Raw genomic sequence first — 20,997 nt, 5'->3', positions numbered from 1 at the left:
GAGGATCTGAAAAATATTATACTTAGGATGAACTAATTATATGAAAAAATTTAGATTATTTGCTCTATATCTACTTATGTTTTGGGTATTAGGTGGCGTGCTTTGGCTCATTATCTTTGGATATAGGGCATCAGTATCTACACTTCTCGCATCACCATACTCAACCCTCAGTGGTATTTCAATTTTTATTTCTACCCTTATTGCTTCAGCTTTGTTGTTTGCATTCAAAAGCAAAACACTTGTAGACCTACCCTATCCCTACTTTATTTTTGGATTTCATATAGGCAACCTTTCATTATTAATACTCTTTATATTCGATGCTTTTATCCGCCAGCTGATTGCATGGAAGTTGCCCGAGTTTTTCCTTATTTTCTTAGCGCCGTTCATTGAGCTATTTTTCTCTTATTTATTTGGTTTTGCATTCTTAGCAATAATTCCAGCAATTACCAGTGCATTTATACTCTACTGGATTCAAAAAAAAACAACATAAGCTCCGCCAATAATTAAAATCAGAGTATTTTTCTGTTTGGAACTAAGGATGCTATTTTTTCATCCACATTAAGTATTCTATCAAACCCAGTATGTATATACTGCGCTCAGTTTACATAAAGTGTATTCTTTAATTGGTTTATGCACGTTTTGGTCTGGAGTAAAAATTGAACAACGATCTCATTAATTTAGCTAGGAGTATCCTTGAATTTAACAAAACAACAAATGCGGTAATCCAATCCGCTAAATCGATTAGTACCTGGGTAAAACATGCAATCGTACAACAACACATCAATGAGCTCACTATGCCCTTTAAAAAGCTTGTGGAGCATCAAATAACACAATATAACAAAATTGCAGAATGTACCCCGATTACCCTGGAGTTTAACGAAGAATACTTAAGTCGTTGTACAAATGAAAGCGAATTGCTAGACAAAATTAATGCGTTTATAGAACATTTAGTAACGAGAGTTCACTCAGAGTTTGGCGCATTATTTCTTGAGCCAAGTAAAATGGTCGCTGTGTATTACGAATCAACTATGAGGTTATTTCAGCCATCGCTACAAGAGTTTAAAAAAACAATGATATATAATGCACTATTAGATGGACTGATTCACCCAATGCAACATCTACTTAAAATGCCTTTATTAATTAAAGAATGGAAAAAAATAAATCACCCTGATGTACATTTACAAAAAATTAAGCAATTAGACAGCGAACTGAAAAAATATACTGAGGATGCAGATAAAAGCACCTTATTTTTCCATTCAATTTGCACCCTAATTCTTGAAGAAATATTTATCCAGAGACTTCATGAAGCTTGCTTTACACTGAACAAGTCACTACAAAAAAAAAGGGGGGGAGCCCTCAACAGGTATCACCAAAGCAGGATTAGTTATAGAAGGTAAAACCATTAAAAATTCTAATCAATTTACTGATGTACTTAATAAAATTATCAGTAATGATAATGATACTGTAGGGAATAAAGTAAATGATGTATGTGTCTTATTATTAAAGGTAATTAATAAACTATCAAAACGCATAACGCTACTGAAGCCAAGCAATACTTTGATCGAAACAAAAAGCGTCTTGGAGAATTTAATCAAAAAAATAAATGAAGACATCAAGAATATAGCGGATATTGATCCTTTATTTACCGAGTGCTCACTTAAATTAGAGCCTGTGAAAATATTCGCGCTTATAGGGTTGGAACAACTCGCGAACAAACTTCAACAAAATAACTTGTCAAGCCAAGTCGAGAATGTATGCTCACGTTATTCGTGATTTTATAGTTTATATTCCACTTGATGATGAAAATATTTGGTATTTTTATGCTTGATAAAAATGCTTTTCAATTTAAAATCAAGTAATTTTCTGCTGATGTTGCCTCTTTATACAAGAAAGAATTCTTTTTTTGCCAAAACTCCCTAATTATCAGTTATAATTATGAATAAATAAGGACAGTGGGAATAATAAGCATGGGCAGAAAAATTAAAGAAGAAGCATCATCAAAACATCATAAAAGCCCTTTATGCCGAATTAACAAGCCTACAGCCTCTTTAAAAAATACCAAACAAACTTACGAAAGAATTGCCTGTGTATTTCAGGGAGGTGGTGCATTAGGGGCATATCAGGTTGGGGCATTTTGTGCTATCCACAAAAAAGGCTACAATCCTAATTTTCTGGCAGGAGTTTCGATAGGTTCCATTAACAGTGCGATTATTGCCGGTAACCCAAGAAACAAGCAAATTGAAAAATTAACCACGTTTTGGGAGACCATTGTACCCAAAATATGGACAGATGTATTTTATGATGGGGACATTCCAAATTTTTTACATCATATGCACAATCAAATGGGTGCGATGCATGCGGTTCTCTATGGCCTCGATGGTTTTTTCAAACCCCGCCTTATTCCGCCAACCCCCATAACTTATGATACACCTGATAACCTCAGTTATTATGATACATCCATTCTCAAAAATACGTTGGAAAGTTTAATTGATTTTGATCGCATCAATGATAAAAAAGTTACCCTATGTCTAGGAGCAGTCAATTTATCATCCGGTGAAATGGAGTTTTTTAATAATCAAAAAATGACCATTACGCCAGAGCATGTTATGGCAAGCGGAGCACTTCCACCAGGCTTTCCAGCAATTAAGATTGGTGATGATTATTACTGGGATGGTGGTATTTATGCGAATACGCCTCTTGTAACCGTGTTGGATGCATTACCAGAACTTGATACATTATGTTTTGTAGTCGATTGCTTCAGTTTGCGTGGACGATTACCGCAAACTATGGATGAACTTGAGGAGAGACAAAAAGACATTCGTTATGCCAGCCATTCGCGGCGGCTCACAAATGTTTACACCAGTCGCCAAAATTTGCAGGCAGCCATACAGTTTTTAGGTGAAAAATTAAGCCCAGAAGCAAAAAAAGATCCTGAAGTTAAAAAAATACTGGGATTGGGACATAGCAAACATTTCAGCGTGGTACATATCATTTATCGTGGGACCCCTTTTGCCCATTCATTCAAAGATTACAACTTTGTTCGCTCAGCGATCAATTATCGCATGAAAACTGGCTATGAAAATGCAATGGAGGTTCTTAAAAATCCTGATTGGGAAAACAAATCCAGCAAGGCCTTGGCATGTTCCATTTACGGTGTACCGCCTGATTATTTTGAACAACATTAACCACTTTACAAATGAACTAAAAAGCCCCTTACTGATATGTCATAAATTTACAAAACGAGCTTTTTAGACTATTACTAAATGACAAGGCAACGGAATACAGTTAAATCATTATGAAAAAATGGATTGGGTATCTCCTATCTCTAGTAGTCCTGGTTCTTATTATTTACGATCTCATGGGGCTGATGGTGCAAAACACCCTGGGTAATATCATCAATAAGATCCCTAAAAACCCAATAATGACTACAAAGATTGATAAATTTCAACATGGTTGGTTCTCATCTAAAGCTCTATGGATATTCAAAATGCATATCCCAGCCCAAACGATTACGGATAAAAATGGCGTCCCCAAAACAGAACCACCTCTTGATTTTGAAATGACGTTACCTATTACTATCAAACATGGCCCTATCATTTTTACTAATGATGGAATACGTTTTGGAATTGGTACAATTACAACACAACCTGAAACTCATTATGGAGCATTCATCAATTATTTAAACCGGATCATTATAGAATACAACCTCCCATCTTTTGGGACGCATGTGAAGGAAGTATCCAATAATGAAGAATTTCAATTTAATTGGATGGGATTAAGTGCTTTACTGAGTATTTCTTCAAATATAGATAAATTAGACAGCTATTTAAAACTCTATGGAATTGATGGTTCTGGCAATAATTCTGTCTTTAAAATAGGCGAAATAACTTATTCATTTAATTCTAAACGCATACAAGAGTGGTTATGGATTGGGAAGTCCCATTTTAATATTTCTTCTATTTCCGTAACCTCAAACAACCAAAATATATTAGACTTGCAAGAATTCGACTTCATTTTAAGTTCTGACATCAAAAATGAAGCACTAAATTTTTATTGTAAACTTTCATTGCAAAAATTATTGGCTAACAATCAAAATTACAGTCCGGCCATCTTGAAATTGAGTCTAAAAAACTTAGATCCAGAAATTATGGCTAAACTGAATAAGCAAACTTTCAATATGTTGCAAACCAGTGATTCTCATCTTGTGGGATTAAGCCTAGCTACTGAATTACCGAAGCTTCTTAGCAAAGGCTCTGTATTGGAGCTTTCTGAAATGACTATCAATTTACCTGAAGGGAAAATTGTAGGTAATTTTAAAATATCACTTCCAAAAACGGAAATAAATGACTTATCTAAAGCGATGCAACAAGCTCATGGCCAAGGTTATTTTAAAGCACCAACAACAATAGTAAAAGAGCTGATGACTTCGTCCATTAAAAGTAATTTAAGCAACGTTAGCCAGCAAATAGAACAGACTTCTCCAACCCAAGACGTATCAGCTCAATCTCCTGCGAATCCAACATCAAGAACACCTGATTTAGATGAAGAAGCAAAAAAGCAAACCAATCAGATATTAAAAAAGTTGGTCGAAAAAGGCTTTTTAAAAATTAAAGACAAAGATTATGTCCTTCAATTTAAATTAGAAAACCAGCAGCTTATTGTGAATGGAAAATTATTTACTCCAGATATGTTGAGATAAGTTTCCTTTCTTTCTTGAACAACGGCTTTAAGATTATTAATTAAATTTCTAAGCTATAATTCTTAAAAGACATGCTTCAAGGAAGCAGCAATGAATATTACTCGAGACATCATTAATAAAGCTGTTGAAGCAAAGATCATCACCCAAAAGCAATCAGAAGAGCTTATCGCATTCATCAGAAAACAACCAGGTCAAAACAAAGGATTTGGGTTAACTAATGTTCTCTACTATTTAGGAGGGTTAATAGCAATTGGTGCTATGAGCCTATTTATGACCCTAGGTTGGGAGCTTTTTGGGGGGTGGGGTATATTATTTCTCTGTATCTGTTATGCCATATTAGGATTGTCATTATCCGATATTTTTAACAAAAAAGGATTTATTGTCCCTGCTGAAATATGTGCCACATTTGTTGTATTCCTTACCCCCTTAGCCATTTATGGATTGCAAAAGGGAATGGGATGGTGGCCACCAGATGATACTGTTTTCCGTGAATATAATTACTATATAAAATGGCATTGGATATTCATGGAATTAGGTACTCTTGCTGTTGGCATAATCATGGCCTGGATTTATCGCTATCCTTTTATGATAATGCCAATAGCAGTTACCTTATGGTATATGTCTATGGATTTTACTGCCATGCTTACAGGGGGAGAAAGTGATTTTGAATTAAGTGAGAAAGTGTCCATGTATTTTGGATTAATTATGCTACTCATTGGATTTTGGGTAGATTTTCGATCGAGACAATCTGAAGATTATGCTTATTGGCTTTATCTATTTGGCGTCCTTACATTCTGGTGTGGCTTAAGCGCACAACATTCAGATTACGAATTGTCTAAATTTATATATTTATGTATTAATTTAATACTCATATTAATTGGAATAATTCTTAGCAGAAAAGTATTTACTGTTTTTGGTGGAATTGGGGTTTGTTTATATTTAGGACATCTGGCTTATGATATCTTTAAAGACAGTTATTTTTTTCCCATAATTCTAACCCTTATTGGATTAGGTATCATTTATTTAGGTATCCTTTGGCAAAAACACGAACAAAAGATGACTATTGCAATACGAAAAATATTACCTAAATCACTACAAGAACTTTTACAAGCGAGAGATCAATTAATTTAATAGCCACCAAAGGTTACCGCCATTTTCTTAGAAAAATAATTTTTCTAATAACGATAGCTTTTTTCAAATGAGCAGTTTACATTAGAAATATATTCATCATTCTGGAGAATCATTTATCATGATTTCAATGACAGCATATTGGCAACAATTCAAGGAGTGTATTGAGAGCCTTCAAATGTCGACTGAAGATATAGAATACGCAAGGCAAATGTCTACAGCTAAAAATTTGATTGAAACTGGCTTAATCATAGAAAAACTTGGGCTCTTGGAAATTCAACAAGTGTCAGAACAATTACATGAAAAAGCAAAACTTTTTCAAAATGAAATTTGTTATACAACTGATAACCACGAACATAGATTTTATTTACCCAAAATAACCAATACACAAAGCTTTATTTTTGCTATCATTTATTATCAGCATTTGCTCAATTATCAGAATGTAAGTTATCAGGGAACCATTAATTGGTTTCGACCAAAAGTAATTGATGGCATTAATCAAAAAAAAATCACCACGGCCATCCAAGCACAAGCGTTACTTCAAGAAATTCGCCAATATTGCCAGAAGATAAGTTTAAATGTAGATGAACTCTTATTTTTAAAAAAAGAGGAAGAATCAATAATCGAGTATACTTCAAGACTCATAAAAACTTTTGGTTGCCAGGTTAAATCGCCTAAGACTGAAAGAAAAGCCCATTTACCACCGTTGGATGATATAACTACTCTCGAAAAATCACTTGAAAAGTTAAACCATAAATGGAATCAGTTAAAAATAAAAGCAGATTTAATTGATCAAAAATTATCTGCTTTTAAACATGCAAAACAAGACTACTTTCAATTAAAGAAAGAATGGAAAAACAAGTGGTTTTTTACCAAAGCATTTTATTGGTTCATTTCCTTATTTATTGAAGTATCAGAGATCAAAAATTTAAAAGCAGCACATGAGCATCTCACTCAAACCCAAAATGATTTGAAGCAAGAATTACAGAATCATACCTCAAAATCTTATTGTTCCAAATTACAAAAACAACTGCGAAAATTAGAGCATGAGCAAACCTGCCTTAAAGGTGAAATTACCCTTAAAAAAGAAATACAAAGACAAAAAGAACATAAACCGAAGTTTGAATTACTTACCGATAAAAAATTAGAAAAAGATATCGTGGCTACATCTGATTTTAAAGAGAACGAGTCCTCCTACTTTGAAACTTCGTCCAGCAATGATTATTATGGATTTTTTAAAAATAATCTACCTAGCAGATATACTCTACAGGCTGTTGCCGTGGGTGTTGCCGCCATTGCAATCCAGAATTTATTATAATTTAGCGTCATCCATTAAGCTCGAGACAAGATATGCAAGTAAACTGAGGAAAGGAAGTGTTCTAAAGAACATGACCGGGCTGAAAGAGCTTACAACGGTGTATAGAACTTAGTAGCGCAGTTAGTAAAAGAATTTAAGACTTTATGTACCATACTTATATGCAGGATATGGTACATAAATCTCTAAAAAACACGGTAGTTAATAGCTTAATTTTAGAATTCTTTTACTTACAAAATGAGGCTTTTGTATTCTCTAAAAGGATCGATGTATCAGATTCAGACGTACAAGACTGGCCATTTCCTTTCATAACGCCGTTAAGAATACTTACTAAAAAATTCACCTGATCTGAAGGAGAAAGATCGCTTGATAGTACCTCATGGGTAATTCCAGCAAACGCTTCGGATAAAATGGATGAACTTTTAGATTGGATCTTTCCATTTGAATGTTTACTAATAAGAGCTTTGCCTATTCCTTCAAGTGCTGAACCAAGCATTAATGCATTTGGATTAGATAACGGCAGATCCATTGTTACATTATCTTCCACTTGTTTATCAAGTACCCTAACTTTGGTTTTTTTCCTTGGAGAAGAAGAGAAGAAGCTCATTTTTTTCTCTACAGAAACTAGGGGTTGTTCTACAGAAGCAAAGGACTTGCCTACTGAAGTAACTTCATTTTCCACTGATACTCCAGCCTGTTTTGGTGGATGGCTTCTTTTAAAATTAACTTCTAGCCAATTTACTAAACGGTTAGGATTATCAGTATGAATGCTATATTCATTATGCTCACACTCTTCTATAATATTTTTTCCCTGGGAAATTCGCGGAACATGGTTTGGAACAACAAAGAACTCTTTTGTTGCTTCAAAAGGGGGTAAAATCTCGCCAGGGTAAACTATAAAATTGTATCCTAAAGAAGCTGCTAACCACATTACTGCAGGGCTTTCCTCAATAAGGTAATCATGGGAACGAAGTTTCCATAACTCTTCATCACCGTCTTTGCCGTGGCGCTTAACAAAATTATTTTGTGTTCTAATAACAGATTCTTTAAGCCCCTCTACTGAATCATAAAAACCCATCATTTTATTGATTTTTTCTTGACTATCATTTTGAGCCACCCAGGTTTTCCAGCGAACTATTTCGAAGTTTTTTCCTTGTTCATCAGCTAATTGATTGATAATAGTAATTATCTCATCAACCGATTTCTCAGGATACTTTTCATTAAACTGCTCGATAGTCATATCCAATGGAGTTAAAAAAGCTCCTAAATTAGTTAAAAAATAGTCAGCTCCTATTTTAATTGCCTCCTGCTTAAGTATCTCAACCTCTGATTCGCTAGATATCATCTGCTTAATATTATGCCAATAAATTTCATCAGCGATTAAGAAAGTTGCTTTTCCTTTCGCACCAGAATGATCAATAGGTGTTTGATGAGTGGCAACAGCTTGTTGCACAATTGCTCCTAGATATTCGCCTGTGCAATATTCATTTCCTCGAATACTCAGTAAAACTAAATCTTTTGTAGTCTTCAAGGAAGGAAAAAGACTTTTTTCTTTTCCATCAAAACTGGCGGTAATCAATTTACCGTCTCTAGGGCCTCTAACTTTTGGCATTATATAATCCTCTGCGCTTTTGATTCGCTACGCTCATAATTCATTATTTATGTTATATTTACTCAATTTATTATCTATTTGCTCGTTTTGAATAAATTCAAAAATCTAAGCATATATGAAATTTTAACAAGATTATTGCATAGTATAAATCAAATTGCAAAAAATATAGACATTCTTCCCATAAATTGGTTTATAATCACAATTATCTAAACATAGGGAGCTAAGAATATTTAACTTCTCTTGACTATACTCAATACGTAGGGTGTTCATTTATATGTTGTTTGCTCTTAATATGGGGCACTATTTACTTATAATGCAATACTCTAAAATACACTTTCCTAACATCCAACACGGTGAAAAATGGATTCAAAAGAAACAAATGAATTGCAAAAAATTATTGATGAAAAAAATAATGAAATTCATCAACTCACTCTAAGCTTAGAGGAAGAACGATCAAAATTTAAAAATGAATTACAAGCGATTCACGAATATTACGATAATATCATTGCTTTAATGCCAGGACATGTCTATTGGTTGGATAAAAATAATGTCTTTTTAGGATGCAATGATTTGCAAGCTAAAAATGCACAATTGAAATCAAGAAAAGATATTGTGGGAAAAACAAACTTTGATATGCCGTGGAGAGATCAAGCCGAAGAATTAAACAAAGTTAATCAATTAGTAATGGAGACAGGTATACCTCATACCGCAGAAGAGTATGCGGTCATGGCGAATGGAATGGGGATTTATTACTCACAAAAAGTCCCTTTACGCAATCAAAAAAATGAAGTCATTGGTGTGTTAGGGATTTCCCTGGACATTACTGAACGTAAAAAGATGGAAGTTGCCCTGCGTCGAGCCAAAGAAAATGCGGAAGTTGCCAACCAAGCAAAGAATGAGTTTATCGCCAATATGAGCCATGATATTCACACACCATTAAGTGGGATTGTAGGAATGTCAAAGCTTTTAGAAGAAAAGGAACAAAACCCAGAAAGAAAGCAATATGCACGTTGGATTCATGAAAGTGGTGAGCAATTACTGGAGTTACTCAATGGCGTCATGGATATTGTGGCTACTGATAGTCTAAGAGAAGACGATGTTCATGAAGAATTGTTTGAATTACGCAAAAATATTCAAGATATAGCTCATCTTGTGCAACCCACTTTGCAAATGAAAAAAATTAAATTAAACATTGAAATTGATGAGGCAGTCCCTAACACTATAATCACCGATGCTACAAAAATCCATAGGGTGTTATTAAATCTGGTGGGAAATGCCATTAAATTTACTGATAATGGTTCCGTCACCATCAAAGTGGAAGTACTTTCACTCGAAAATAATTACACACAGCTTCGGTTTAGCGTCATTGATACGGGAATTGGCATACCAGCTGAATTACAAAGTAAAATTTTTGACCGCTTTTTTCGTGCTATTCCCTCTTATAAAAGTACTCATAGCGGATATGGTGTTGGATTACATATCGCCCAAAAATACTTGAGCCTGTTAGGAGGGGAAATCAATCTGGAAAGCGAAATTGGCAAAGGTTCAACTTTCTATTTTACACTTACTTTGAAGATTGGCTATAATGATAAGCCAACATCCAATCCTATTACTGGGTCTGATTCTCAGAAAGCCGCCTCTCCTCTTTCACCTCTTGTTCTATTAGTTGAGGATAATATCCTTTCCTTGCATATGATAGAAAATGTCGTGGAACAAGCAGGTTATGAGTTTTATTCTGCAATTGATGGGGAACACGCACTGGAATTAATTGAAACTAATGATTTCGATCTAATCATTACTGATACAGATTTATCAAATCTTTCAGGAAAAAATCTTGTTCTATGCATTCGAGAACTGGAAAATCAATTACAAAAAAAGCCCATTCCGATAATTGGATTAACAACAAATACATCAATCGAAGCGGAAAAAAAGTATCTTCGCTCGGGTTTCAATAAAATACTCTCCAAGCCAATTCATTTAAAGGTGCTTCAATCTGTGGTTAATGACCTTTTTTCACCTAAAAGCAAATAAAATTAATTCTAAGCCGGCAACGTATATTGCAGCGAATTAGGGAAATAATCTTATTGGGTCATTTAATGATCCAGTTTTTAAGGTTGAAGAACTTACAGAATACTCCTGCTTTTCAATGTGTTCATTTATCGATTTTATCTATTAAAATAAAACCATTATCTGCTTTGTGGCATTATGGAGTTTCAAAGTAATTGGTATCATAAGGATAACAGATCCAGGTCATACTAGAACCCCTGTAATTTACGTCAATAGTTTTAGTATTTAACGCGGATAAAGCAGGTTGTTTTTCCATATAACAAACTTGTCTTTGTCCATCCAATATAACATAGTAATAAGAAGTGGTTACCGTGTAACGATTGGATAAATAATAAACACTTCCTTGTTTTTCCAGAATAACTGGATTGCCTATAATGACAACTTTACCCGCATAGGAGGCCATACTAAAAATCATAAACAAAGAAATAGCGAATAATAGTAATTTTTTCATAATAACTTCACTCCTTGAAATAATTTGGCAACTATGACAAGTATAGAACAATTATTTTTAGGTTAAATATTTCATTTAAATATGAGAAATATATGAATACAATAGATTGGCTTACAAAACTCATCGCTTTTGATACTACCTCTCGGAACTCGAATTTATCGCTTGTAGAGTTTCTGGCTAATGCTTTGAATGATTATCAAATAAAACCCATTATAATTCATGACAGAAAAGAGCCGAAAGCCAATTTATTAGCTACTATTCCTGCTTATAATGCTCGTTTTGATGGTGGAATTATCTTATCAGGACATACTGATGTTGTCCCTGTAGATGGACAAGACTGGGATAGCGATCCCTTTCAAGCCACCATTAAAGATGATCGCATTTACGGAAGAGGCGCTTGTGATATGAAGGGATTTATCGCTGTCATTATGAGCCTCATTCCTCAATTAAAGGCATTAAAGCTTGAGTTTCCTATACATCTTGCTTTTTCTTATGATGAAGAAATTGGTTGTCGTGGGGCACCACACATCATTGACAAAATAAATGCACTTAATTATAGACCCAAAGCATGTATTGTTGGTGAACCAACCTCTATGCAACCCGTTACAGGACATAAAGGAATACACTCTTATCGTTGCCAAATTCATGGGGTTGCTGCCCATTCATCACTTACTTCCCAAGGATGTAATGCCATAGAACATGCTGCATCTTTGATCCGTTTTCTTCGTGACTTAGCAAACCAATTTAAGTCCGAAGGACACAAAGACGAATCATATGACATCCCTTATACTACAATTTCAACGAATCTTATCCAGGGAGGAAATGCTTATAATACTATTCCAAACTTATGCGAATTTGTTTTCGAAATTAGAAATTTAGCACTAGATGATTCGGATAGGATTAATAAAAAAATAATGAATTTCATCGAAAATGAATTACTTCCCAGTATGCACCAAGAGCAACCAAGTGCCCAAATAATTTTAGAAAACATTGCTAATGCCCCTGGTCTTGAGATACAGCCTTCTGAAGCAATTGTCCAAGGAGCACAATCTATTTGCCAAAGTCAAAAACAATCAAAAGTAGCCTATGCAACAGAAGCGGGACTATTTCAAAATGCCCATATTCCGACTATTGTTTGTGGTCCTGGAAGCATCGAACAAGCTCATCGCGCCAATGAATTTATCGATCTTGAGCAATTATACCGTTGTGAACGATTTGTTATTGAAATGCTTAAATTGCCTTTTCTTAAATAATGACAATGAGGAATACAAAATGAATTATTTTTATCCTTTTTTTGAAAAAAGGACGCCCTAACTGTATAATCGCGACTCAAAGACTTAATTAAAGAATGTTTGTATGAAAATATTGTATATACCCTTCCATGAAGAAAACGATTTGTGTATTGCTGCGATCATGTGGAAAAGAACGCTTAGTGAGGAAAACATACTTATTATACAACATGGTCAGCCGATTAATTATAATGCGCTTAAAAATGCAGCGGGAACAATCACCCTTTATGTACTTGCGCACGGAATAGACAGCTTGAGCCAACCCTTTCATTTAGCAAGTCATTCTATTATTACCAGCAAAACAAGTCAGCTTGATATTGAAAAAATTGCTGATCGCTTCAATTCTGATTTTGTATATTTACATCATAAAATAAACCATATTAAGCTTTTTTTCTGTAACAATAAAGGAAATCAAGAACTCATCGCCAAACGATTCAATGATAATTTAATATTATTTAATTCACCCATCGATTATTATGCTGGCAATATAACCGCCCCATGGCAGAATAAAATAAAATACTCCTTTTTCCACGGTATATGGTATAAAACATCCAATGTTCGTAAGACCCTATATCAAAAAATAGAACCCATGGATTCAGATATTAAGCTTAGCGTAAAAGAACGGTCTATGCGTGAGTTTTTAGCGAATGCAAAACAAAAACGCATTGATGCTGTATTTCAAAGACAATGTAAAGCACGCCAGGAGCGTATCATAAAAAACAGACAAAAATACACAGACAAACTCAGATTAGATCTTAAAGATACAGTTGAAGAGGCAACTGATGAACTGTCAAATCCCAACCCCCAATATTTAGGATAAAGAAATTAAAGCTAAATAGTGTCCAAAGGTGAGTTTTTGTAAACAATATTTAATTTTTTTTCCTTCTTAATATTTCCTTAATAAATTTTATTTACCATTCCACAAAAAATTAGTAGAGGTATTTACCATGCAAGCAAAAACAGAAAATAACCCAGGTAATCAAGGGCTACCTTTTTCGCCAACACCTTATTTTTTGGCAAACTTAGGAGTTAAAACAGCAGCAATTTCTTTTTCTGTTTCAACGCTTACACAACCATTTCAAGCGATGCTCACTCGGCTTCAGCTAAATGCACCAAGTGGTTTTAATGGAGGGCTTTTTCGCAGCATGTATCGTGGTTTTGTACCTTACGCTATCGCTGGTCAAAAAAGAGGAGCTGTGTCCGTAACAGCAAAGCAAGCAAATAAAGAAGTAATTGAAGAAGAAGAAATCGAAATACCTGGTCGTCAACGTTGGTTGGGCACATTCGTTTTTTCTCAAGCAGATCTTCTCATAAGCAATGCCTTAGGTGGAAAATCAAAATTGGAAAATGCTGGTATTATTACTAAAACAAATTTCAAATGGTCTTTTGCAAATTATTGGAAATTAACCGGAGTTAACTGGGGATCGCGTTCTTTTGCAGGCTTTGTTAATTTTTCTGCTTTAGGTTTTGTGGGTGATTATATTAGTTCTTTTTATAAATTTGATAATGATTTTTATAATAAATTGGCTGGTGGCGCCACCGCTGGTGTGATCGCAACCATATTCACAACGATTCCTAACTCTTATGCTGACAGAAAAGTTCTAGCTACAAAAGTTGAAAATGGTCGCCTATTGACTGTATCACCCTTCACAATGTTTAGCCAAGCAAAATCTCATGTCAACTCAGTTGGCATGAAACAAGCCCTTTCTCACTTTGTGAAAGTTAACTTTCTAAAAGAAGTTGTGGTACGAAGCCCTATGTCTGCTTTAACTTTCGGCATTATTTTCGGCTTAGATGATTTAATGGGGCCTGAACCCTTGAAAAGGGTTTGGCCTAAATTTAAAGAAATTGACAGTGAAAAGACAGAAAATAATCCAGCAAAAAAAATGTAATTCAACAAAAACAAGGATGTTGTTGGAACACTTAATCAATTGTATATTTCTATTATTCCCATTAACTTCTATTAAAATATTAATACTATTTAATGAGATATAGTTGCATTCGCTAAAATTTCATTTAGAATTAGTGCCTTATATTTAACATGATTTGTTAATTATTAAACAGGACGGTATATATGATATCTTTTTTCTTAAAAAGTGGATGTAATGTAATTCAAACTGCAACTAAAAGATCATTAATTGATGCAACTAGAAGTATGTCAACAGCAGGAATCATATTTGGTGGCTATTATATCTACAACAAAGCAGCCTCTTTATTTACTCATCATCATTTTTTTAACAATAATTCTAATAAAATAGATGTAAAAGAGATTTCTGAATACAATAATAAATCCTCAATTTCAGGTTCATAATGCAAAAGGAATACCCTTTTTTGCCTTAAAAACCGTAAGCTCTAAGAACTATCTTTAACTCTTAAGACCCTCTTGTTCTATTCGTTCAGGGGAGCTCTCTTATTGAGAGTGCCTCAAAATCTTTTTCATATGATAAAATATGATCCTCAGTTATAAAAATATAAATTCTTTTAAATCAATACAGTTATTTAGATAAATGCTTCATAGAATATTTATTAATTGTCTCATGGAGAATCAGGATGAAGATATTTTTTGATTTTTCCAATTTTATAGACTAAAATCTTACGGCTATCATTGTTTTTTGAATATTTCTAATGTGGATGGAATCGCCGATTCTAAATGGACATTCAAATATTTGAAGAATCGTCAACGAAGTTTGAAGCGGCTGTTTTTGCAGCAAGCTCACCGCAACCGTAGCAATGCCTGCAGCACAAGACTAAATATCATGAGTAATTTTAATATTAAAGCGTCCTATTATTTTTTGTAATTAGGACTTTCAAATATTAGAAAAATTGTCAACGAAGTTTGAAGCGACTGTTTTACAGTAAGCTCAATGCAACCGTAGCAATGCCTGCAGCACAAGACTAAATATCATGAGTAATTTTAATATTAAAGGGTCCTATTATTTTTTGTAATTAGGAATTTATGTACTGGGAATAATAAAAAGAACGAGGGAAAGTACAAACAGAGAGATATTATAATGGAAAGCAAATTTGTCGAGTGCACAAAACAGTTTGACCAAGAGTTACAATTACCAAAGAGACAATTAATTATCCTAATTAATCCTAATAAGAATGGAGATATGGGGAATAGATTAAAATTATTTCTAGAACATGCTGTTGCTCGTGGCGGCGATGCTAGAATATCGGCTTTAGCTCTTGTTCAAGGTACAGATAAAATAGAAGCAATAGATGTGAAAACCCAAGCAATTTTGATATTTAAGGAGAAACAAGATAACGTATTTGAGCCTTTTGTAAATAAAATTGTGAAAAACAAAGCAACTTTGATATTTAAGGGTGAAGACAAAAAAGTATTTGACCCTTTTGTAAATAAAATTAAGGAATTTAACCTAGCTGATTCGAATTCTTTCGATAGCATTCTAATTATAGGCGCAGGAGTTCCAAACACGAAGAGATCTGCCTATAAAAGTATCAACGGTATTACTGAAGTTCAACGTTTGATTGAGCCTTTAGAAAGAATCATTTCTTCCTATTTAAAAGACAATGGCCTTGTTAGAGTGCAGATTTGTCATGCCAATACATGTAAAGTTTCTGATCAAGCTCCTACCTTTCAAGATTCTACCTTTCAAGATTCTACCTTTCAAGATTCTACCTTTGCTCAAAAAATTACAGCAGCAGCAATTAATAAAAAAAATGCTACATTAAGTGCTCCTGATTCTTTTAGTATAATATCTACGAATGATGCCAGAGTATTTGATGTATTCGCTGAAACCAATGCTTTTATGAAAATGCGCGGTCCTTGCAAGAAGATCTTAAATAAAAAACATGATGACTCAGAGATTCAAAGTAAGTTTATGCTGTACCTAAATCTTGCTGAAAAAAGTGATAAGACTATGTTTAATCAAGCCTTGCATTGTGTGAAATTAGTTAACCATAACATTAATATTCCGTTTAAAGAAGAAGATATAAAAAAAGCTCTTGCAGAAAAAGAATTTTTAACATGCAGCAAGATCACGGATAGGATAGAAGAAAAAAAGATGGGAATAGATAAATCTTCATATTTTTCATCATATTACTCTGCGCAATTCAATCAAAGTACGAAAGTAGGAAACTCTTACGATCCATCATTTTTTTCTAATAAAGAGATAGGAATGACTACAGAGGAAAAAACACATGAGATTAGTGAAAAAATAGCTCATGAGGATGCATCGAATAAGATAACCCCACAAGAAGATACATCAAATTTAGATAATTTCTTCCTTTGTGATTTCATAGATCGATTTTATTGTTTCTCCGAGGGGCGTAAAGCCCCTTCTGCTGGCAATATTGGTAACTATATGAGTAGATAACCAATTTTCAGAGCATTACTAAATTATCATTTAAAAGTGCGAATTTTACGAGAAAGAAGTACATCATCATTAACTATAAAACCCCTCATTTGTATTTTCAATGAAAAGACAACTAAGATCCAAGATTAATATTTTCCATTAAAAACATTCAAAGGTCGAATAGTTGACAGTATTTTGGGGGTTATTTATAGTAAGCGTTTTTTTATATGACAAATCATGTTATCTCGTATCGAAAAACCGATTAACCTCCAAAAACAGCTAATCATTTTAATTAATCCTACTAAAAATGATGCAATGGGTAGCAAATTAGGTCTTTTTCTAAATCATACTTTGGCTCGTGGCAAAGCTCTAAATGCGACTAACTCAGCGATCATGATCATTAAAAAAGAGGGAACCAATCAAGTTGAAGCATTAGATGTAAAAAATTATAATTTTTTTGACTCTGAACTATTTTCTAAAGATTCTCCTAGAGAAAAAAAGCTCTTGATCGACTTTCAAGATAAAATGCATCCTTTAGATGAAACAGCTTCTTATGATGAAATTGTTATTATAGGTTCGGGGGTTCCATTAAAAGGTAGCAATACTTATGCTTCTATCAATGGATTAAGAAATAATTTTTTCCCTTCATTAGTTACTTGTATTAAAAATATAATAGGCACTCATCTAAAAGATAATGGTCATGTAAGAGTCCAAATATGTCACGCTGCGACTAAATCTCCTATAGTAACATCAGATGAGATGATACAAGAACAAAGACCGCTTTCTGAATGTATTCAAGTTGAGAGAAAAAATTTTACAATTCATGCTCCATCAAGTTATAGCGTTATTTCTCCTAACGATGGAAGAGCCATAGATGTTGCATTTAAGGGAACTTCAAACCAATTTGATGAGTTTGCCAAACATGTTAAAAAGTTTTTAAATTATAAAAATAGTAACGATTATATTAGAAAAATGACCCAAATATTTGTATTGGAAAATGAAGATAAATATCATTATACTAAAATCATTAAAAATTTGAGTATAGTAAATCCCCAACAAGAAGAATTTTTAATTGAAACTGCTGAAGATAAAGTTTCTTTTAAGAAAAATAAATTTGGATTATTTGCCAAAAGTGCATCTTGTAAAAAATCCATTCCAGGGGAGCCAGAAGATGCGCATTCAGCTTCAGAGGAAATGTCACTTTCCAATTTCTTTGGAAATTGAAACCTCGATAAGAGAAATGGCTGAGGTTCAAACCAGCCATTCTCCGTCAGCGCTTTAGCACACAATATACTAAAAAACATTGCCAAAACGCTTAATTCAAAACGAAGAAGTGGTTAGAATGTGGCGGTTTACTAAAAACAATGGCATTACGGAAGGGTTTCATCGGAAGATGAAGCTGATTCAACGACGTGCTTATGGATTTAGAAATTTTGAAAATTATAGGTTAAGAGTTAAAGTTTTGTGTTCTTGATTAGTGCCCCCGGAAATGGGGATGAGCCGGATTCTATAAAACTATACTCTATTGATTTCATTGGTAGGCCGTATAGGGATCGAACCTATGACCAAGAGATTAAGAGTCTCCTGCTCTACCAGCTGAGCTAACGGCCCAAAATTGAGAAAACAATACATGAATAGTATATTAGATAATATACTGATTAAGATTCACTTTGTCATCTTCTAACTTAAAAAAATCATAATAAATCTATTCTTTAAACTCATATCAGGGACAAGATAATTATAGAACAACCATTGTGTTTAAACAGATGCTCTTATTGAAAATGCTGGATAATCATAATCCTTAAGATTTTTAATAATAACTGTATAATCAAAATATTGAGTATGCCTCTATTTACAGTATACCTTCAACAGTTCCCTGCTTGCGCAGAGGGTGGCATTTCGCTGTACCTAAACCTTCCTCTCAACCGTCACCTTCCACAACAGCGGGAAGTCTCAAAAAAAGAACAGGCCTTGCAAGACACTTCATCTTATAGCGTAGATTCCATAGACCCCCTGCTTGCTGCAGAGGGTGACGTTTCGCTGTACCTAAACCTTCCTCTAAACCGTCACCTTCCGCAACAGCGGGAGGTCTCAAAAAACAACAGGCCTTGCAAGACACTTCATCTTATAGCGTAGATTCCATAGACCCCCTGCTTGCGCAGAGGGTGACGTTTCGCTGTACCTAAAACTTCCTCTCAACCGTCACCTTTCACAACAGCGGAAGGTCTCAAAAAACGACAGGCCCTGCAAGACACTTCATCTTATAGCGTAGATTCCATAGACCCCCTGCTTGCGCAGAGGGTGACGTTTCGCTGTACCTAAACTTTCCTCTAAACCGTCACCTTCCGCAACAGCGGGAGGTCTCAAAAAACAACAGGCCTTGCAAGACACATCATCTTATAGCGTAGATTCCATAGACCCCCTGCTTGCGCAGAGGGTGACGTTTCGCTGTACCTAAAACTTCCTCTCAACCGTCACCTTTCACAACAGCGGAAGGTCTCAAAAAACGACAGGCCCTGCAAGACACTTCATCTTATAGCGTAGATTCCATAGACCCCCTGCTTGCGCAGAGGGTGACGTTTCGCTGTACCTAAACTTTCCTCTCAACCGTCACCTTCTACAACAGCGGAAGGTCTCAAAAAACGACAGGCCCTGCAAGACACTTCATCTTATAGCGTAGATTCCATAGACCCCCTGCTTGAGCAGAGGGTGACGTTTCGCTGTACTTAAACCTTCCTCTCAACCGTTTAAGCTTTACTTAGACGTTCTTTTATTACTGATCTTCTTGTACCAAATTTGTCCTGATAAGCCAATACAAGTATACCTGTAACACCTAAGGCCAATGTTATTGGAATAACTCCTATTCCGTAAATGAATGCATTTGCATCACGAATTCCACCATAGGCATTAACAACAACACCAATAACTGTATGAAAGCCATAGCCAAAAGTCATAATGATCATATTTGCAATCGCAGTAGTCAAACCAGCAAGATTATCAGGAACATAAGTGGATACTTTATAAATAGCCAAAATCTGATAAGCACAACACATACCTACTAACACAAAGCTGAGCGTTATAGTTGTTACAGTTAATGTACCTGCGACTAATGCAACAAAAACCAAGCACATAATTATTCCTGCAGTAATGATTGTACCTAGATAATATCCTGTTTTTTCTGCAATCAAGCTTAACACTGGTGATCCAAAACACATGCCTATGAAAATCATTGAAGGCAAGTAATTAGCCACTGAAGGCTCTAAACCATAGACATGTTTTAAAAAACCTGAGCCCCATACATCTGAAAATCCTTCTAAAGGTCCAAGCATTAAACCCGAAAAAAAACAAAGCAGCATGACTTTTTTATTGGAAAAAACGGTTTTCACATTAGTAAAAACTGAGGAATGGTAGGTTGGTTTTTCTTCTGGAACAATCAAATAGGTAACACATGCGAGTATTAACCCAAGGATAATAAAAATTTCAACAACCACTTTATAACCTAAGGTATGAGAGAGATAGCTTACTGGCCCTCCCCCATAAACAGCACCTATTAGGCCAATCATAACTGAAAAGCTAAGCATGCGTGAAAAATATTGTTCTTTAAACGACATTCTTATTATTTTAAACGTGCCTAAAATCGCAGCAGAAGACCCTATACCTATCAAAGCCCTACCTATAAGAGGATAAATCCAGTTGTCCGCAAAAATAAGCGGTAACAAACCGATAACAGGAAGCAAAATGCATACGGTCATCACTTTCCTGGGCCCAAATCTATCGAGCATAATACCAATAGGTAAATGCATTAAGGAATAACCTAAATAATAAATACCAGAAAATTGCCCAAATACCGTCGCATCAATGTGGAATTGAGAAGTTATATCATCCATCATAATGTTGGGCATAACTCTTAAGACATATTGATAAGCATAAAAAATCGAGGCAACAACCCAAACAAACCAGGCAACAACGCGGGAAGCAGACATAATATCCTCAAACTAGAAACAATACTTTATGTTCACGATGTACAATTAACCATCACCAACATATTTTAATTCAAATCCTTTGAAATTAAATTGCAAAATCATGTTTGAAAATTGCTTTTTTTAAATTTTTATTT

Annotated in this window: 17 protein-coding genes, 1 tRNA gene and 1 pseudogene; 14 read left to right on the top strand and 5 right to left on the bottom strand. The window is 34.5% G+C overall.

What is annotated here, in order from left to right; all coding sequences use genetic code 11:
- Positions 1–40: 40 nt before the first annotated feature.
- The 6 genes from EKG34_RS03255 to EKG34_RS03225 all read left to right on the top strand — a co-directional run bounded on the left by EKG34_RS03255 (position 41) and on the right by EKG34_RS03225 (position 7,145).
- Positions 41–490 (top strand): hypothetical protein, encoded by a 450-nt coding sequence (locus EKG34_RS03255; protein ID WP_012979301.1) that lies wholly within the window; start codon positions 41–43, stop codon positions 488–490.
- A 166-nt stretch (positions 491–656) separates the two neighbouring features.
- Entirely contained in the window at positions 657–1,397 is a 741-nt protein-coding gene (locus tag EKG34_RS03250; RefSeq protein WP_003635981.1) for a molecular chaperone TorD family protein, read from the top strand.
- Between the two features lie 570 nt (positions 1,398–1,967).
- Complete coding sequence (locus EKG34_RS03240) at positions 1,968–3,185, top strand: patatin-like phospholipase family protein (RefSeq protein WP_003635977.1); 1,218 nt, start codon at positions 1,968–1,970, stop codon at positions 3,183–3,185.
- 110 nt (positions 3,186–3,295) lie between these two features.
- Entirely contained in the window at positions 3,296–4,699 is a 1,404-nt protein-coding gene (locus EKG34_RS03235; protein ID WP_003635975.1) for a DUF945 family protein, read from the top strand.
- A 90-nt stretch (positions 4,700–4,789) separates the two neighbouring features.
- Positions 4,790–5,830 (top strand): hypothetical protein, encoded by a 1,041-nt coding sequence (locus EKG34_RS03230; RefSeq protein ID WP_003635973.1) that lies wholly within the window; start codon positions 4,790–4,792, stop codon positions 5,828–5,830.
- Between the two features lie 118 nt (positions 5,831–5,948).
- Positions 5,949–7,145: a hypothetical protein gene (locus EKG34_RS03225; RefSeq protein ID WP_003635971.1), complete on the top strand. Its 1,197-nt coding sequence runs from the start codon at positions 5,949–5,951 to the stop codon at positions 7,143–7,145.
- A 223-nt stretch (positions 7,146–7,368) separates the two neighbouring features.
- Here the strand turns inward: EKG34_RS03225 and EKG34_RS03220 are convergent, their stop codons facing one another.
- Complete coding sequence (locus tag EKG34_RS03220) at positions 7,369–8,754, bottom strand: hypothetical protein (RefSeq protein ID WP_003635969.1); 1,386 nt, start codon at positions 8,752–8,754, stop codon at positions 7,369–7,371.
- A 360-nt stretch (positions 8,755–9,114) separates the two neighbouring features.
- Between EKG34_RS03220 and EKG34_RS03215 the strand changes: the two genes are divergently transcribed.
- Complete coding sequence (locus tag EKG34_RS03215; protein WP_003635967.1) at positions 9,115–10,785, top strand: ATP-binding protein; 1,671 nt, start codon at positions 9,115–9,117, stop codon at positions 10,783–10,785.
- Positions 10,786–10,957: 172 nt separating this feature from the next.
- On the opposite strand, the gene EKG34_RS03210 is transcribed toward EKG34_RS03215, so the two are convergent.
- Entirely contained in the window at positions 10,958–11,272 is a 315-nt protein-coding gene (locus EKG34_RS03210; RefSeq protein ID WP_003635963.1) for a hypothetical protein, read from the bottom strand.
- Between the two features lie 92 nt (positions 11,273–11,364).
- Between EKG34_RS03210 and argE the strand changes: the two genes are divergently transcribed.
- The 7 genes and pseudogenes from argE to EKG34_RS03175 form a co-directional block, all read left to right on the top strand.
- Entirely contained in the window at positions 11,365–12,525 is a 1,161-nt protein-coding gene (argE, locus tag EKG34_RS03205; protein ID WP_003635961.1) for an acetylornithine deacetylase, read from the top strand.
- A 103-nt stretch (positions 12,526–12,628) separates the two neighbouring features.
- The gene (locus tag EKG34_RS03200; RefSeq protein ID WP_003635959.1) at positions 12,629–13,381 is read left to right on the top strand and encodes a hypothetical protein; all 753 of its coding nucleotides are present in this window, start codon (positions 12,629–12,631) and stop codon (positions 13,379–13,381) included.
- Between the two features lie 127 nt (positions 13,382–13,508).
- Positions 13,509–14,453 carry a hypothetical protein gene (locus EKG34_RS03195; RefSeq protein ID WP_003635957.1) on the top strand — a complete coding sequence of 315 codons (945 nt, stop codon included), beginning with the start codon at positions 13,509–13,511 and terminating at the stop codon, positions 14,451–14,453.
- Positions 14,454–14,635: 182 nt separating this feature from the next.
- Positions 14,636–14,872, top strand: coding sequence for a hypothetical protein (locus tag EKG34_RS03190; RefSeq protein WP_003635954.1), 237 nt, complete (start codon positions 14,636–14,638; stop codon positions 14,870–14,872).
- Between the two features lie 700 nt (positions 14,873–15,572).
- Positions 15,573–16,901, top strand: coding sequence for a hypothetical protein (locus tag EKG34_RS03185; RefSeq protein ID WP_003635952.1), 1,329 nt, complete (start codon positions 15,573–15,575; stop codon positions 16,899–16,901).
- 216 nt (positions 16,902–17,117) lie between these two features.
- Positions 17,118–18,104, top strand: a complete 987-nt coding sequence (locus EKG34_RS03180) for a hypothetical protein (RefSeq protein ID WP_003635951.1) — start codon at positions 17,118–17,120, stop codon at positions 18,102–18,104.
- Between the two features lie 73 nt (positions 18,105–18,177).
- Positions 18,178–18,354: pseudogene (locus EKG34_RS03175) on the top strand (transposase); the annotation flags it as partial.
- A gap of 61 nt (positions 18,355–18,415) precedes the next feature.
- Here EKG34_RS03175 and EKG34_RS03170 read toward each other — a convergent pair.
- The 3 genes from EKG34_RS03170 to EKG34_RS03165 form a co-directional block, all read right to left on the bottom strand.
- Positions 18,416–18,491: transfer RNA gene (locus EKG34_RS03170), tRNA-Lys, on the bottom strand.
- A gap of 310 nt (positions 18,492–18,801) precedes the next feature.
- Positions 18,802–18,975 (bottom strand): hypothetical protein, encoded by a 174-nt coding sequence (locus tag EKG34_RS18140; RefSeq protein ID WP_158304182.1) that lies wholly within the window; start codon positions 18,973–18,975, stop codon positions 18,802–18,804.
- A gap of 652 nt (positions 18,976–19,627) precedes the next feature.
- Positions 19,628–20,863: an MFS transporter gene (locus tag EKG34_RS03165; RefSeq protein WP_003635946.1), complete on the bottom strand. Its 1,236-nt coding sequence runs from the start codon at positions 20,861–20,863 to the stop codon at positions 19,628–19,630.
- Between the last annotated feature and the right edge of the window lie 134 nt (positions 20,864–20,997).

This window comes from Legionella longbeachae (assembly GCF_004283175.1).
GTDB lineage: Bacteria > Pseudomonadota > Gammaproteobacteria > Legionellales > Legionellaceae > Legionella > Legionella longbeachae.
The sequence above is the reverse complement of the archived record's forward strand: the minus strand, read 5'-3'. Positions and strand labels throughout refer to the sequence as shown.

Excerpts from the sequence above, each read along its gene's own strand:
- EKG34_RS03255 (WP_012979301.1), top strand. The coding sequence starts at position 41 with ATGAAAAAATTTAGATTATTTGCTCTATATCTACTTATGTTTTGGGTA.
- EKG34_RS03240 (WP_003635977.1), top strand. The coding sequence starts at position 1,968 with ATGGGCAGAAAAATTAAAGAAGAAGCATCATCAAAACATCATAAAAGC.
- EKG34_RS03235 (WP_003635975.1), top strand. The coding sequence starts at position 3,296 with ATGAAAAAATGGATTGGGTATCTCCTATCTCTAGTAGTCCTGGTTCTT.
- EKG34_RS03230 (WP_003635973.1), top strand. The coding sequence starts at position 4,790 with ATGAATATTACTCGAGACATCATTAATAAAGCTGTTGAAGCAAAGATC.
- EKG34_RS03225 (WP_003635971.1), top strand. The coding sequence starts at position 5,949 with ATGATTTCAATGACAGCATATTGGCAACAATTCAAGGAGTGTATTGAG.
- EKG34_RS03220 (WP_003635969.1), bottom strand. The coding sequence starts at position 8,754 with ATGCCAAAAGTTAGAGGCCCTAGAGACGGTAAATTGATTACCGCCAGT.
- EKG34_RS03215 (WP_003635967.1), top strand. The coding sequence starts at position 9,115 with ATGGATTCAAAAGAAACAAATGAATTGCAAAAAATTATTGATGAAAAA.
- EKG34_RS03210 (WP_003635963.1), bottom strand. The coding sequence starts at position 11,272 with ATGAAAAAATTACTATTATTCGCTATTTCTTTGTTTATGATTTTTAGT.
- argE (WP_003635961.1), top strand. The coding sequence starts at position 11,365 with ATGAATACAATAGATTGGCTTACAAAACTCATCGCTTTTGATACTACC.
- EKG34_RS03200 (WP_003635959.1), top strand. The coding sequence starts at position 12,629 with ATGAAAATATTGTATATACCCTTCCATGAAGAAAACGATTTGTGTATT.
- EKG34_RS03195 (WP_003635957.1), top strand. The coding sequence starts at position 13,509 with ATGCAAGCAAAAACAGAAAATAACCCAGGTAATCAAGGGCTACCTTTT.
- EKG34_RS03190 (WP_003635954.1), top strand. The coding sequence starts at position 14,636 with ATGATATCTTTTTTCTTAAAAAGTGGATGTAATGTAATTCAAACTGCA.
- EKG34_RS03185 (WP_003635952.1), top strand. The coding sequence starts at position 15,573 with ATGGAAAGCAAATTTGTCGAGTGCACAAAACAGTTTGACCAAGAGTTA.
- EKG34_RS03180 (WP_003635951.1), top strand. The coding sequence starts at position 17,118 with ATGTTATCTCGTATCGAAAAACCGATTAACCTCCAAAAACAGCTAATC.
- EKG34_RS03165 (WP_003635946.1), bottom strand. The coding sequence starts at position 20,863 with ATGTCTGCTTCCCGCGTTGTTGCCTGGTTTGTTTGGGTTGTTGCCTCG.